This is a genomic window from Sulfitobacter sp., assembly GCF_036960155.1.
Taxonomy (GTDB): domain Bacteria; phylum Pseudomonadota; class Alphaproteobacteria; order Rhodobacterales; family Rhodobacteraceae; genus Sulfitobacter.
On record NZ_JBALWB010000002.1, the window covers coordinates 350,242 to 365,127 of the forward strand.

The window sequence follows — 14,886 nt, forward strand, 5'->3', positions numbered from 1 at the left end:
AAAATCATCCTCAGCGAGGATGTGACAAACATGGGTTAGATAGCTCGAAACGGTAGCGGGTGCGCGATTTCCACGCGACAATTCTTCCGCAAAGTCACTCGCATCGTGGGAGGAAACGTTTTTAAGTTTGATTTCGGAAAACCCGCACCTGCCATCGGCGACAAACTTGATCACCTGTTTTTTTGGTGCTTTTCAATGAGACCTTATTGCTCTCGATATATTTTGTCACGGCATCAGCATCAGCTACGGTCGGGGACAGCTCAAGTTTTTGCGTAAACGCTGTGGGACCGTCGCTCTTGATCTGCTGCTCCATTTTCTTTGCCCAGGCATTTTCTGTAGTAAGCCGTTCAAATGTGGCAGTTTTCTTGTGCCGCTTGCCATCGACGCGCACGATATCCTCGACCTTGTATGCGGTCGTGCCATCCGCGCGTTTACGTTTTTCGATAGATGCCATATTCAGTCCTCTAAGTGGTCAGTGCTAATCTGTCCCACACGTCAGAATACTGTCCGCCACGTGGGGGACACAACAATCAAAAGAGCGAGAATGTGCTGTAAATGTCTGATATAAGACAACCTTTAGGGCAAAGAACTTCCCAGCAAAATATGGGAAAAGCCTTAGTTTCAAAGGCGGCGCGTCTGAGCGTTGCGCCGATGATGGACTGGATGGACTAACCATAAAGTTCTTTATCTATCAGTGGCTTGCGGGCTCTTATTTTTCGTGTTGTTCAAAATGTTGTTCAATATCAGGCCGATGAAGGACAATATGCTGTTTTTGGCCCCGCATTCTTGAACAATACAAGGGATTTCGGCTGAAAGCTGACCCTGGTGGCTTTGATGTCTAACGGCAGCTCCCAGCCCGAAGCAGCCATTGCTTTCCAACACTTTGGGCGGAAACTGGTTATTTGCAGCACATTGTTTGAACGTCAGCTATTGGCCAAAAAAGCTGCCGTTCGATCGAACCGGACTTGCTACGATGCGGCATTCTAAGAACCGACATTACCGTGAAGTATTTGTGCATGTATCATATGGTATTTTTACCTCAGATATTCAGGAATAGCCTTTCGAAAAACAAATATATCCCCTAATAAATCGTCTATGAGTAAACAAAATCTGAACACTTCGCAACGGCGAGCGATCTGGACCGTTCATGGCGAGCGGTGTTACCTCTGCCAACAACTCTGTGTATTCTCTGATACTGAGATTGACCACGTAATACCGGAACGTCTTGTGGGATCAAATGATTTGCCGACGATTTTGGAAGGGCTCGGCCTTGATAATGCTTTTGATCTATTCTCTTACGAAAATCTCCTCCCGTCTCATAGTGCCTGCAATCAACGAAAGTCCGGTCGTGCTTTCAGGCCTTCACCCATTGTCCAACACGAAATCGAACGAGCTATAGAAAAGAAGAGTTTAGTCGAACAACTGATCGTGAAAACAGAGCAAACACGTAAGAAGGACAAGGTCTTTGCAGATGCGCTTATTCTGATTGAAGCAGGAGAAATTAGTCAAAAAGACATTAAGCTTTTGCAAGAGGCCGAGCTAAGCCTGCGGGAGGTTAACGCGCCGTATCGTGAACCCGAGCGAGCTACTCAGCCGTTGATGCTGACACCCCAGCTGCAAATTATCCACCAAGACCAGTATAGAACGATTGTTCAACACCCGTCAGGGAGAACGGGTCATACAGCTCCAATCGGTAAGGGTAGTCATTGGAGCTGGCACTGCCCCAATTGTGGTGTCACAGGTTGGTCTGGAACTATGTGTATTCAGTGCGGTATGATGAGTGACGATTGAGAAAGGCAAGTATTGGAAAATGCGGCACAAAGGTGATCGTAACGATATTTTCGCTAATAGCAAATTCGAGTAATCTACAATCTTTATTGGCGTGGTTTAATTCACACCTTGCTAGCTTTCTTTGCGCAAGCGGTGAGTATCTAATTGGTGGTAAAAACATTGAACGAAAAGCAACGGTACTGGGAAGGCAGGCTGGGGGCGGTGCTTTCTCCCATTCCCATTAATGACCTGCTGGTAATGAGCTGGGCAATTGAAGCCTTTCGAAATGGAAGAGAGGCGCTTGCGCTCACCCATGCTTCGATACCGGGAGAGTTGGAGGATCATAAGATTGGGGGGAGATATTTCATCCCACCTTGGAATATTGATGCGGTTATCAATGAACGGCTCGTTCTTGGGATTGCACCTAATCCCGGAGGCCGACACCTTAACCTAAAGTCGTGGGGGGCAATCACCAAACTTCTAAATACATATAGTGGGCTAGCGAATGTCGAAAGTGTCAAAGACTTCGATGGCAACGAGATTATAGCTGCAATGCCGCGTCTCTTCTGGCCACAGTATGACTGGCAACTGGGGTTCGAAAACTCGTTTAGGATTGGTCGGGCGTGGCATGTCTACGTGACTCCAGCGGGTAAGAAAGCTTTTGCGAAGAAACACTCGATTGATCTGGAGCTCTTCTTAAAAGTTACGTTTGCGATTTATGCTTTAACCGAAAAAAATCCCGCTGCTAGAGCATCAAGTCTTGAAGCTGTCGAAGCTACAAAAGCAGAGGTTTTTCAGATTCGAAAGATAATTGGAGAAACCGTCAATGGGCATGTAACCTTTGCTCAATCAATAAGAAACTCGAATATCCCAAGGGACTTTAAGAGGAGCGTTGTAAAGGAGCGGCCATTATTTGAAATAGACGATCGGCAAGGTCGGATTTTCTTGGTTCCGTCCCGTGAGCAATTGCTGCTCAGGATAACTGACGGTCTTTATTATGATATCGTCCAAGACAGCAATGCGCGGCGAGTTTCTGGCGACTACTTCGAAGACTTGTGCTTTCAACTTATTAAACACTACTACGGGACTTCGAGCGACGTGGACCGAGAAAAGGACACCTCATACGGAAAAAGCGCCGATCTATTCGTTATGGACAAAGCCTCTGACTTAGGAATTGTCGTTGAATGCAAGATTAGGCGCATTCCACAGAGAATCCTCACCTCTCCCGATCCTTGGCGGGACTGCGAAGCCGATTTTGACGATCTTATCAAGGGTGTAGTACAAATTTGGCGAACGAATAGCGAGCTATTCTCAACTTCGGATAGAAGCCTTGTAGGAGTTGTCCTGCTGTATGATCCGTGGACGATGATGGGAAATTCTTTTCTAGAAGAGATCTTCTTGCGGGCGGGGCGTGAAGCGGACGATCTATCAGTGCCAGAATGTGAGCGAATACCTGTAACTTTTGCGGGGCTTGCAGACTTTGAGACATGCTTGCGGGAGTACAGCGTACCAGACATACATAAAGCTGTGTGTCGTTCGAATGACTATGATTTTCATGGACACCTATTGTCGGGAATACTCAGCAGCATCGCAGAAAAGGGAAGAAGTAAGGCTAGGTTCGATTATGGGGCTCTTGCGAAATCTGCTGTTTCTTGGTGGGGTAAGTAGTGCTGACTTGCGGGCGTCACCTAGGTTATATTACATTCCTATTTCCTAGAGCGACAGCTACGTGAAGCTAGTAGCGCGTTTCCCGAGGCCATTCGACCCATGGTCGGAAAGCGATCTTTCGCAACGGCCGCAAGAGCAACCTTATCCGCTGCTGCAAGCAGACATTCCTAATAGAACCCAGATTGGCACCCTTGGTAGGCACGACCGGCCTTCCTGCGAATTTGGTTAGGTGCAATAGCAGTGTGCAGATGCCCACCGCTTTGCTTCGTTGGACCAAATGAGCGGGTTTTCAGATGCACGCGCACGGAGTAAATATCCAAAGGCAACATTAAGATCGATACGCTATGTCCTGAAGTTCAGAACCGTTGTCAACAATCAGCGAAATAAATAAATTCTAGTGGAAATAACCTTTCTTGCAGGTGGAGTTTGAGAAGTGGGCGCGAAAAAAGACCTTGGCTACGGGGATGACATTATTTCCTCAATGGAGAATTGGGGTGAGAAGACGCTGGCGCCAGTGTCAATTCTTATGGGGCAACACGCGGAGCGATGCGCTAAGAATCGAAAGCAATTCAAAGAAAATGATATTGTTCTGACCCAAGCGCACGCGTCGGCTTGCAGTGCATTTCTAAACTTCATCTCACGTTGTTGTGGAAAACAATTTGATGAGGTGATTGGTGATCCGGCGCAACAGCTTGATCTGATAACACACTTTATACACGGCATAAATCTTTGTGAAATAGCGATTGTTGAGGGTCTCTACACCCAGGCTGCTACCCTTCTGAGACAGGAGCATGAGTTGATCTCAGCGGTGCAGGAACTTGGGGTTTCGAAACGAAAAGACGGCAAGACGCCACATGCAACCTTCGGGCGGCTAAAAAATATGGGAAAGGTCTACGGTGAACTGAGTGGGGCAGCGCATGTTTCTCAATCCCACCTCATGCACGACATAATCGCGACGGAGATAGGTGACCGAAAAGGGCCGTCTGTAGTCCCACTATTCCATCGTGAACTTGCACGGAACCTATATGCTCTGCATGTGTCTTATATTTGCCAGATGACTTTTATAACAGACGAAGTTCACGGCGCACTCGGAATTGGAAATCTTCTTGAAGAGGAAAAATCCCTCCTTGTAGTCGCAACAAAGATTCTACACGACGAGGGCTTGATTGAAATTGAAGTGGATAAAGTTGGTGAGGCTTTTTTGAAAGGAGTTTCCTAAAAGCTCCCGACGAATGTCCGCTTTGCGGGCTGCAGCGGTGAGCCGTTCACGCGACTTTGCAAAGTACACTTTCTGCGCAAAGCTGCCATTGACGCAAATGCCGTCTAACGGCAGCTCCCAGCCCAAAGCGGACATGGCCAAACGAGACCCTGGGCGGAAACCGGACTTTTGCTGCACATCACAAAACCTTAATGAAATGAATAAAAGCGGACATACCCACCGAGAAGATTTTTTTGTTTTCAAGGGAGGAAAAAACACTGCAACCTCTTGCAATGATAGTTGCCGCCCCCCATTTATAAAGTATCGGCGTCTATAGGGCGTCGCAGTCAATCGTTTGAACTGTCAAGTGCAAACTTGAGCAGTGCGCCTAAGGTGAGTTCCACTATATGTGCTCCTTTACGGTAATCTGGTGTACAGGCGGCAATATGTAATACCAATATTGCTATATGTATCACAGTATACACGACTTCGTCGAAACTACGGGCACTACGCTGAACAGCGGGGCCGAAGATGTTAAGGGTAAGTGTTCTGCCTAATGCTTCGGTCCCAATCGCGGAGTGATATGAAAAAACCCGAGTTTTCCCAAAGCGATTTGAAGAACTATCCTCATTTTGACCGTCGCCTTACAGTCAAGCAAGCTGAAGAGATCGTAAGCGATCCCAAAACTGTATCCGAGAATAAATTCTACCCGTTTTTTCTTTACCACGAAGAATGGCAGCCTTATCGGACTCCGGTAAAGGGGCAGCCAAAACCTAAGCCAAAGTCTCGCCCGATCCGATATGCTGCGAGACGGGATGCTTATATTCTTACGCACTACCGCAGAATTTTGTCAGAACGGTATGAGTCACGCCTAGAAGATCTGGGAATCTTTGATTGCCCAATTGCCTATCGAAAAATTCCTAAGGCGAATGGCGGAGGGAAATGCAACATTGACTTCGCAAAAGACGCGTTTGATGAAATTGAAAGGCAAGGACGCTGCGTAGCGATCGCTCTGGATATTAAGGGTTACTTCGAGAATTTAGATCATAAAATTATTAAGAAAATATGGTGTGACCTGCTCGGCGTTTCACGCTTACCTGACGATCACTTTACTGTATTTAAAAATGTAACCGATTATCACGTGGTCGATCAGAAAGATGTTTACCGCCGTCTTGGCTTTCTAAAAACGATTGTTGTCGATGGCCACGAACGGGAAAAATATTCTCTTCCTTTCAAAAAGATGCCCGTTCAACTTTGTAGTCCAGAAGTTTTTCGCCAGAAAATTTGTGGGGGCGACCCCGCGCTCCCTAGCTTGGTGCGCGGTAACGTAGATGAGCACGGCAAGAAATTAGATCATGGCATCCCGCAAGGTGCGCCGATCTCTGATCTTATCGCAAACTTCTACTTGATGGATTTTGATGTACAGATGAACGCCTACGCAACGGCCAAGGGCGGCAGGTACATGCGATATTCGGACGATATTCTACTCATTATCCCAGGAGCTCTGGCCGAAGCTGGCGAAGCGGAAAAGCTTGCGACTAGTGTGATTTCAAAGTGTGGGCCACAACTGCAGATTAAAGCAGAAAAGACGTGTATCGTTGGATTCGTTAGGAAAAATAATGAGCTCCAGTTTTCACACCTAAGGGGCCCACAAGGAAAGAACGGGTTTGAGTATCTCGGGTTTCGGTTTGATGGAGTAAACGTTTATCTGCGTGATAGCACTCTCTCAAGATTGTATCGGAAAGTTTCCTCATCAGCGAAAGGCATAGCAAGAAGCCACGCACTGGCTCCAGTAAACAAGGAAAAAAGCGCGGAAAAGATAATGAGCACTTTCAACTTTTCAAATTTCAGTCAAAGATTCAGCCGCGTATTACCGGAAAAACTCCTAGCGGATGATTACGGAACTTGGACCTTTTACAGCTACCTTAAACGATCATCACAGACTTTTGGGAGCCGAGGGCGTTTTATCATACCGCAAGCTCGCAATTTTAATAAAATAATGAAGGCGCGGATGGCGGAAGCAATGGTCAAAGCGGTCGCTCGCCGCGACAAAGTGAAGTGAGACGAGGGTCATACTGTGCTCTTACCTTTTAAACTGACTGAACGAAGATTGTATTGTGCTGAGAGAGACGCATAGAAATGCTGTGGGAAGTATTAAGGTACGCTTTGAGGAAGCTCCATCGCAGCGACTAAACCTGCGACGAACGGCAGTTTAAGGCCGTTCGTGCGACTTTGCAAAGTACACTAACTGCGCAAAGCTGCCATTGGTGCAAATGGCGTCTAACGGCAGCTCCCAGCCCAAAGCGGACCCACGGTCTTCGATGCTAATTTGCGACAACCGACCTTCGCTGCGCAGGTAGCGAACTAACACAATGCGGACAAAGTGTGAATTCGCTGCGTTTGCACGAAGGGCCGCTTAGCCGAAAGGGCAACGGTGGAGTCGGAAAATACGTAACGCAAACTTTCTTAGAAAATTGGTACCTAGTAGAAGGCAAAGAGCCATAATCGGCTCTCTGCCGTTTTGTGCAAAAGCTTATGCGGTCACGACATTGCTGCCAAAATACATAAACTCACGATCCATGCCACCAACGTCTGCCGCATTTAGCGAAAGATTGGCACTGTCCAGCATTTTGAAGCTCTTTTGGCCTTTGACCCACTCATCTGCGCTTCTTAATGTTGATAAAGTGTAGGTGGTTGTTTCGTTGAGGTAATGGGTTGGGATGACAACTTTTGGTTTCAGCCTGTCAACGATTGCATTTCCCTGCTCGTAAGACAGGATATGTTCGGATCCGTCCACAGGCAGTGTTAAGACATCTACTTGGCCTATCGCCTCCCAAAAACCGGGGCCGGGATCGGCACGGTTGTCACCCCAGATCAGCGTGCGAATGCCACCCGTCTCAATCAAATAAACTACCATATCCATGTGGCCGACATTGTTTGGCGCGCAGGCTTCAACGCCAAATTCGGCAAGCGCATTTGTCCAATTGTAATAGCCAGGGGCCATGCAAACGTGCTTATCGGCGAAACCAGTTATTTTCAGATCTGCGAACTCGAACGTGCCGACCATACGGTCCAACACCATTGTTGAAACAGGTCTGTCGATGGCATCGTGATCAAAATGTGTATGCGTTGAAAGCGTGATGTCCGTTACAGTTTCAGGGTATTTATATTTGTACCATAAGCCCCAGGCACCTGAAGGATCGTCGCGCCAAGGATCAACCACGACGGATGCGCCACCAGGTGATGTAATCTTAAATGAACAGTGGCCAAAGTACTCAATGTTGACCGCGCCTTCTGAAAAACTGGATGAATTTTGCAATTCAATAACGTGGTTGTTGTTGCCCGGCTGCGTCCAGTCCGTGGATTGGGCCTGAGCAGAGCTAGAAGTAAGCAAGCTGGCTGCACTTCCAACGCCTGCCGCGCCTGCCGCCATAAAGAACGAACGACGCGAGAGGCCAGGAGCCAACGCATCCTTTTGCCCGTTCAGTTTGATTGGTTTGAGGTCTTTCTTTTCCATCTTTTTTATTCTCCCTGTTTCCGCCGTCAAAATGACAAGCGGAATAACATAAGCGTAGGGCTCCAAGGATGGGCCGTATCGCTAGTTTTTTATGGGGATTATATGGGGACAATCCCCATATTAATTTAGGGAATTCAAATGCTGCCGCAAATTTTTGCCACGATGGGTAAGGCCCAGCTTCTGGCGAATGTTGTTGCGATGAAAATCGACAGTGCTGGTTCCGCGCGACAACGTCTTGGCAATTTCTTTTGTACTGCGCCCTTGGACGATCAGTTGGACGATTTCGGACTCTGTTGGCGTCAACCCTTCCAACGCCCGGGCCAACCTACCCGTGAAAGCAGATGTGATATTCTTGAGATTAGTTTCAACAATGTCGAGATGCGATAGCGCACGATTGTCTTCTGAGATCAGTTGTTGCAGTCGACCGATATGAGGCAACACGAGGCCCCTGACCTGCTGTTCTATGCGTTCTTCAACTTCGTTTTTCGAGATTTCTACACCCTTCAGTAAAACCCGCAGCGCGGTATTGGCATCTTCCAGATCCTGAGTCCGTTTTTTGATAATCGCTTCACGGTTATCCAACTCTTGTTGTAAACGAGTTTCTGCCTTTTTCCGTTGTTCGATTTCCTCCAGCATGGCTAGGTCGTCTTCTACAATTCGGCAGAACTGACGTAACCCATTGCGAAACGACAGAGCGCGCTTGTTTCGAAACCGATCCAACATGCAGATTGTCCCAAAAATCGCACCGTCCGGCCATTTCAGGGGAAGGCCAACGTAAAAGCTCATCCCATATTCCATGTCAGGATTATCGCGCCAATGCGGGTCGCAGGTGGCGTCCTCGACGCAAAGCTCTGCGTTATTTTCGAGCACACCGAAGCAATACAACTTGTCATGAAGCTGGAAGGATTGCCCCTCAAGATAGGGGTTCGCGTTGCCGGTGCTTTTTACACAGACATTGTGCTGCTGATCGCGTGTGTGCATGATCAGCGTGGCAGGAACGTCTGCAATCTCAGAGATCTGATCGACAACATATTGCCATTTCCCGAGCGTTTCAGGCGTAATTACTGGTCTACTTTGCATGATGTCCAATTCGATCAAATATGGAGTTTGAGAGTACGGTCGCCACCTTTTTGTGTTTGAGATTAATCCTAAAATGAAGGGCGATATCTTGTCCAGCGATTCAGCTTTGTGGGCCCCTTGAAAATTATAGGCGTGTAAAGCGCTACATGAAGAAACAAACATGAGCATCGTGCACATATTTGCCCTTCGAACCGGGTGCAGCATTGGTCAATGTGGGCTCACTGCCAACTTTCGCCGCACGCCCCACGAAAGGCCGCTGTCGGGAAATATGTGAAACTTTGCAAAGTACACTTTCTGCGCATAGCTGCCATCGGTACAGCCTGCGGCGAATGTCTGGATTCCGCCCTCGTTACGCGGACAAGATTTTTTACCAAAGGCCTGCGAATTCAACCATACATCTGTTTAAATTCACGCTGACCTTCAGCCCGACGCGCATCTAAGTAATCTGCCAAGTCCTGCAGGTGAACACCCTTCGCGGATTTCTGGCTGGCTTCTATTCGGACGAGGGGAAGCGCCAGCTGGCCTTCATTTATCTTGCGCAAGAATTTGGGCAGCGTCAGGTGCGAAAAGTAGTCTGCGCGCACCTTGTCCGCCGGTATCACCGCTTGGCCGCTGTATTGGGCCATCAGGAGGAATGCTGTGTTCATGATGTGCCTTTCTGGTTTCCGTCGCTGGCCCCAGTTTCCAAGGGCCAGAAAGAGAAATCAGGCTTCAGGTGCGCCCATGAATGTGGGCAGTTCTGTCGCTTCAGTGGCTTGAACCACGGCTTCCTTGAATGCCGCTTCAAAGGCTTTTTCAGGGTTGTAAATCGACATAATGAACCGAACGCTGCCACCCATTTTGCGATACCGGAAGCGCACTGGCATGCGGTATGGAGCGCCGCCCATGAATACTGGAATTGCAATGATAATTAGGTTCGGGATGTTCAACGGTTTGCCATCCACGCCTTTGTGTTCGTTCAGGAATTGAATTTCAGATTCACCAGTATCGCGGTTGGTGTTGACCTTCAGGTCACTGGTTTCGAAGACTTGGAATTGCTTTGACATCGCTAGCAGCTGCGTCAGTTGGCCATAGCGACCTTCAATCTTCTGCGCTGTCAGGATTAGGCGATTTTCCCATTTATGGTTTTTTTCATCTTCCTTGCCTGCCAGAACGGCGGGTGTCGGGTCCATGATATCCTTGGCTTGGGCTTCTATGAATTCACCTAAGTCGTCTTTTTCTAGCAGCAGGGGTTTGCCATCTTTCCCGCAGGAAACCGCCATCCACGCCATCCATTCCTCCGACAATGGGAAGTTGTAAATTGCGCGGTGGTGGCAGTGTCGGGCTGTTGAATCACCTGTGGCACTCGCGTGGTCCACTGGGCCTTCTGCATGGTAGTCTGCAATGCATGTCAGCGATGGTGCAGTCATATCTGGCTTTGCAAATAGCACAGATGTTTCGCCTTTGAAGCGTTTCGCCCATGCGATAATACTAAGCAGGTCGTCAAGGCGGGCGATGCCCTTGCGGCGCGCGGGCTTCAGGTATTCAGCGGCCTTGCGTTGTTGTTCTGTCAGGTCTTGAATGGTCCGATGACTTGGTGTTGCGACCAGATGGGATTGGTTAAAATCAAAGTCTTCCGGTTTGGTGATGTCTTCGGTGCGCCCGAATTCCAGCATGACATCGCGCATGGTTTCAGCGGTGTTTGCCATCGAGTGTGTTGTGGTTTCGTCAATAATGCCTGTCATGGGTTTGTTCCTTTTGTGGCAGGGGTAGTAGTGGGTGGTCAGTCGATGTCGCGAACTTCACCCGTGATTGGGTCGTGGTCGCTGATGTCGCGCACGGGTTGGTGCATGCGTTTCATCATCGGGCTGTAAAGCGTCAGTTCGCCCGCATCGTTGATGTAAGCGCCTGCGCTGGAGGCTGGTTTCTTGGGCGCTTTGAAAGCGACGGTCGCGCCCATGCCGACATCGCCTTGATTGCCGACCGCGTAGTTCAGCTGCAGGGTCATAGTGCCTGCGCAACCCTTCGCGCCATGTTCGGCGTTGTGGTCCAGCAGGTCTTGCATCAGATTTTGGTGGCCTGCGATGATTTCAGCCATGAAATCACCGCCATCGAACACCATCAAAATCTGTTCAAGTGTGCGCAATTTGTAGGGGTCATTCGGGTCCGCAGCGATTGTCGCGCTGGTGTCCTTACGTTTTGCCATCAAGGGAATTGTCCTTTTTCGTGGGTTTAGATTATGCAGCTGCTGCGTTGCGTGGTTCGCGCGCAATGGCATGGCGTAGATCGTCCAATTCGATGAAGGAATCCGCTTGGCGACGTAGTCCATCTGCAATGAAAGCAGGCGTGGTCTTGATGCTGGAAACAGCACTGACGCGGACACCTTGTGCTTGCAGGTGCGTCACCAGCGGGCAGAAATCACGGTCACCGCTGAACAGAATTGCGTGATCTATGTGAGGCGAAAGTGCGATGGCATCCACGGTCAGTTCGACTGCCATGCTGCCTTTGATTTTGCGATGACCGTCTTGCCCGGTGAATTCGAGCGCGGGTTTGGTTCTGACATTCCAGCCGTTGAACTGGATGTAATCCAGCAGCGGACGCAGGGGTTGGAACTCTTCAGTTTCGTTGACAGCAGTGAAGTAATTGGCGCGAACCAAGCGGCCAGCATCTGCGAAGTGAGACAGCAGGGCCTTGTAATCCACTTCGATTTCCAATTTTTTGGCGGTGGCGTAAAAGTTGGGGCCGTCGACAAAGAGGGCAATGCGTTCGTATTGATGAATCATGGGCTTAGTTCCTATCGTGGTGATTGAATGTGGCCAGCCCATGCGTCGAATTCTGTGCGCAGGGTCTGAAATTTGGTGGCGGCAACGGGGTTTGCGTTCAGGTCGCGACGGCTATCCACGCCGCAAAAACTGCGGATGAATTCTGCGGTTGCGGTTGGAGAAAGTCCTGTGCCCCATTGGGCGGTTTGCGTGTCTGCAAATTTCTGAAACTGTTTGTCATTGCACAGCATGCCAGCCTGTTGAGCATTCGGCAGGTCATCAAAACGGCGCGGTGTGGCGTTACCTTTTGTTGAGGGAGGGGCCATTAGCCGCACTCGCCTTCAAAGCGAACTTGTCGCTGGTATTTGGTGAGGACCGAGGCAAGCGTTTCCCTGCTTGCTGGCGTCATATCCACGTCATGGGAAATGCGTAGGATTTTGACGTTTTCGATAATGTGTTGCGCGCGTAGGGCATCGCGGGAATGCGCAGTGATCTGCGCGAGGGTCCAATATCCCGACAGTAATATTTCGGATGTTTGGATTTCGCCGCTGGGGTGCTGCCAAGTGACCATCCAAGGGGAGGGTGCAATGGCGCATTCGCTTTGTTGTATTGCCGGATATGTCCGGGCGGGTTCTGATTTTTTCTTGCGGTTGAGAAACCCCAAAAAAGCGGTGACCGTTTGCAGTATCTGTCCGCCAGTTTTGTGCGTTTCACAATTAGCGGGTGGCAGTTTTGAAGTTGTCATGCTGCAAGTTCTTTGATGATTTGCGCAGCTGCTTCGCGTTCACTGGCATTGCGTGAATGATGGACTAGGGTTTGGCACGCGACTTTCAAAGTGTGGGGTTCAATTGGGTCTGGTGCGTGAATGATTGCGCGGGCGCGTTCGATTGCTTGGAACGCTGCGTCAGGGTGAATGACGGGTGCCAGCGTTGATCGGCGTTGAATGAGTTCAGCTGCCATTTCCGGAATGGCTATGGCCAGTAATGCGCGGGTTGCTTTGTCCCATTCGCCTAATAGTTCTTGACTATTGGGTTTTGCTAGGTTGGCCAGTAGCTCACTGGTAATGGTGGGTTTGTTGAGTTCCATGTTTTTCTCCGCGCCCGGGTTGGGTGAGAAAATCGTATAGGGGATAAATATCCCCGTCAAGCAATTTAAGGGATAAATGTCCCCAATAGGATTTCCCCAAACACATAGATTTGGCAGGGCGGGCATTGAGGTGGCGTACGCTTCCGTCACGATTCCGTAGGTTCAGCTTGATGTGACTCAGGCCAATCTAGGTTTTTGGAGATTCCAGATTTGCCTATTTTTGGGCTGGGTGCTGGGGTAAGGTTCGGCGGTGGATTGAAGCGAGTAAGGAATGGATTCTACAATGAAATCATTGGATATAGCCCTATCCGTAGCGCCCCACGTTCGTGCCTTGCAGGATCGGGGTATGGACGTGGATGCCACGCAGGATTTTGATGAGGTTAGGCGAAGGTGGGCCCAAACGGGGCGAAAAGAACAATCTCCGATGATGGATGTCAATCGGCATGAATTCACACAGAGGGATGCGTTCTGGTTGTTTCTAACTGAGGGGGATGAGACCGTAGGTGGTATCGGCGTTAAGTACGTCGATCTGGTGGACGAGTCGTTTGATAGCTACCTGCGCAGGACGAGCCGCGCCCAGTATGACCGCTTAGTAGATCCTATCAATTCGATTGCCAGACCAGTTCTCGATCAAGTTTCAGGAAGACTGGTTTACATTGGGGAGTTGGAATTTAGGGAAGATAAGAGGGGTCGCATTTCTATCCTGACCGCCTTGGTTGGTTTAGCAAAGGCTCTCGCCGCTCAGGAGTGGTCTGATTTTCAATGGATGTATGCGTTTATACCCAAGGAGCATGTTAGATTCATCTATGCGTATGGGTTTTCTTACCAGCTGGCTAATGCAGTTACCTGGCATGAACCGGTTCCTGCAGGACGATTAAATTCCCATTTTATCATCTTACTGGATAGATACTCATTCGCCCATTCTGTCATGACAGCAAGAAAAGCTACTGACCTGTTGGGCTGAGGTTTGGCATGCCTGCAATACGGAGGCATGGGGTTGGAATTAGTTCAGCGTGAACGGCGGTTACAAGTGGGCCATTTTTGGACGGCACCTTGGCTATCGTTCTTCTATAGTTTTCCTCGACCCTTTTCCCGTTTATCATAACTGATATGGTTACATCAGATACATGGTAAGGGCGATATGATGCCTGAATGTGAGCTTCCTTAACGTTTTCAAGAAGTTTCCGGTCGAAGCTCATGACGCGTTTAATATAATGCTCTTCGCATTTCAGTTCAAAATACTCAGTTGATAGGCTTCTCAAGCCAATCCTGTAAGGCAAAGGGGTGCTATCAGTGACCCGCATTGGGTAAAATAAATCGACTGTTCCTCTAAGGGTCTCAAAGTCCACAATCTCACTGCCACCGTTTTGGACCCAATTGATGAAGTCAATGGTTCCAACACGGCCCCGACTGCGGATGATCTCCAAATGCGCTCTTTGTGCGGCTAGATCTTCAGAGTAAGCAGCCGCGCGAGCTGGCGGATCGTCATTTGGTCCCGGAGCCACTCGTAGGATGGGGGTATACTTCGAGAAGTAATCTCTGGGTATATTCCAAGCCTCGCAAATTTCATCAAGTGTTTCCGAAGACACTTTGCTGTTTCGGGACATAGCTTGGGCAAGAGTTTTATAATTCACCTGAGCCTTTGCGCAGAGTTCAGGACGGGATACGCCCAGCATTGTGCAAACATGTTTCAGCTTTACGTCTATGGATTCAATCATGAGTTAAATCTACAATTGTAGATTGAAATCGTCAATCATTGACGTTTCTGACCGTCGGCGGCAACTTAACTGAACAAATGGTTGTATGTCTGAGAGGTTTTCTGTGAG

General features: G+C 49.0%; 16 protein-coding genes. 5 read left to right on the forward strand and 11 right to left on the reverse strand.

Features of this window, described 5'->3' with window-relative positions; genetic code table 11:
* Positions 1–121 precede the first annotated feature (121 nt).
* Positions 122–454 (reverse strand): hypothetical protein, encoded by a 333-nt coding sequence (locus V7775_RS08160; RefSeq protein ID WP_335751389.1) that lies wholly within the window; start codon positions 452–454, stop codon positions 122–124.
* A gap of 641 nt (positions 455–1,095) precedes the next feature.
* Here V7775_RS08160 and V7775_RS08165 point away from each other — a divergent pair.
* The 4 genes from V7775_RS08165 (at position 1,096) to V7775_RS08180 (ending at position 6,698) form a co-directional block, all read left to right on the forward strand.
* Complete coding sequence (locus V7775_RS08165) at positions 1,096–1,791, forward strand: HNH endonuclease (protein ID WP_335751390.1); 696 nt, start codon at positions 1,096–1,098, stop codon at positions 1,789–1,791.
* A 147-nt stretch (positions 1,792–1,938) separates the two neighbouring features.
* Complete coding sequence (locus tag V7775_RS08170) at positions 1,939–3,438, forward strand: hypothetical protein (protein ID WP_335751391.1); 1,500 nt, start codon at positions 1,939–1,941, stop codon at positions 3,436–3,438.
* 433 nt (positions 3,439–3,871) lie between these two features.
* Positions 3,872–4,657: a hypothetical protein gene (locus tag V7775_RS08175; RefSeq protein WP_335751392.1), complete on the forward strand. Its 786-nt coding sequence runs from the start codon at positions 3,872–3,874 to the stop codon at positions 4,655–4,657.
* Positions 4,658–5,219: 562 nt separating this feature from the next.
* The gene (locus V7775_RS08180; RefSeq protein ID WP_335751393.1) at positions 5,220–6,698 is read left to right on the forward strand and encodes a reverse transcriptase domain-containing protein; all 1,479 of its coding nucleotides are present in this window, start codon (positions 5,220–5,222) and stop codon (positions 6,696–6,698) included.
* A 471-nt stretch (positions 6,699–7,169) separates the two neighbouring features.
* Here V7775_RS08180 and V7775_RS08185 read toward each other — a convergent pair whose 3' ends face one another.
* From V7775_RS08185 to V7775_RS08225, 9 genes are all read right to left on the reverse strand, one after another.
* Entirely contained in the window at positions 7,170–8,153 is a 984-nt protein-coding gene (locus V7775_RS08185; RefSeq protein ID WP_335751394.1) for an MBL fold metallo-hydrolase, read from the reverse strand.
* A gap of 120 nt (positions 8,154–8,273) precedes the next feature.
* Positions 8,274–9,410 carry a helix-turn-helix transcriptional regulator gene (locus V7775_RS08190; RefSeq protein WP_335751395.1) on the reverse strand — a complete coding sequence of 379 codons (1,137 nt, stop codon included), beginning with the start codon at positions 9,408–9,410 and terminating at the stop codon, positions 8,274–8,276.
* Positions 9,411–9,619: 209 nt separating this feature from the next.
* Entirely contained in the window at positions 9,620–9,880 is a 261-nt protein-coding gene (locus tag V7775_RS08195; protein WP_335751396.1) for a pyocin activator PrtN family protein, read from the reverse strand.
* A 57-nt stretch (positions 9,881–9,937) separates the two neighbouring features.
* A complete protein-coding gene (locus V7775_RS08200) occupies positions 9,938–10,957 on the reverse strand; it encodes a DUF2303 family protein (RefSeq protein ID WP_335751397.1) in 1,020 nt (339 codons plus the stop codon).
* Positions 10,958–10,995: 38 nt separating this feature from the next.
* Positions 10,996–11,418 (reverse strand): hypothetical protein, encoded by a 423-nt coding sequence (locus V7775_RS08205; RefSeq protein WP_335751398.1) that lies wholly within the window; start codon positions 11,416–11,418, stop codon positions 10,996–10,998.
* Between the two features lie 31 nt (positions 11,419–11,449).
* Positions 11,450–11,995: a LabA-like NYN domain-containing protein gene (locus V7775_RS08210; RefSeq protein ID WP_335751399.1), complete on the reverse strand. Its 546-nt coding sequence runs from the start codon at positions 11,993–11,995 to the stop codon at positions 11,450–11,452.
* A gap of 11 nt (positions 11,996–12,006) precedes the next feature.
* Positions 12,007–12,300, reverse strand: a complete 294-nt coding sequence (locus V7775_RS08215; protein ID WP_335751400.1) for a hypothetical protein — start codon at positions 12,298–12,300, stop codon at positions 12,007–12,009.
* On the reverse strand, positions 12,300–12,719 hold the full coding sequence (locus V7775_RS08220) for a hypothetical protein (protein WP_335751401.1): 420 nt from the start codon (positions 12,717–12,719) through the stop codon (positions 12,300–12,302). The genes V7775_RS08215 and V7775_RS08220 overlap by 1 nt, the downstream gene beginning before the upstream one ends.
* Positions 12,716–13,060 carry a hypothetical protein gene (locus tag V7775_RS08225; protein ID WP_335751402.1) on the reverse strand — a complete coding sequence of 115 codons (345 nt, stop codon included), beginning with the start codon at positions 13,058–13,060 and terminating at the stop codon, positions 12,716–12,718. Before V7775_RS08225 ends, V7775_RS08220 begins: the two co-directional genes overlap by 4 nt.
* A 283-nt stretch (positions 13,061–13,343) precedes the next feature.
* On the opposite strand from V7775_RS08225, the gene V7775_RS08230 reads away from it, so the two are divergent.
* Positions 13,344–14,024, forward strand: a complete 681-nt coding sequence (locus V7775_RS08230) for a hypothetical protein (protein ID WP_335751403.1) — start codon at positions 13,344–13,346, stop codon at positions 14,022–14,024.
* Here V7775_RS08230 and V7775_RS08235 read toward each other — a convergent pair.
* Positions 14,005–14,778: a hypothetical protein gene (locus V7775_RS08235; protein WP_335751404.1), complete on the reverse strand. Its 774-nt coding sequence runs from the start codon at positions 14,776–14,778 to the stop codon at positions 14,005–14,007. The genes V7775_RS08230 and V7775_RS08235 overlap by 20 nt on opposite strands.
* Positions 14,779–14,886: the final 108 nt, after the last annotated feature.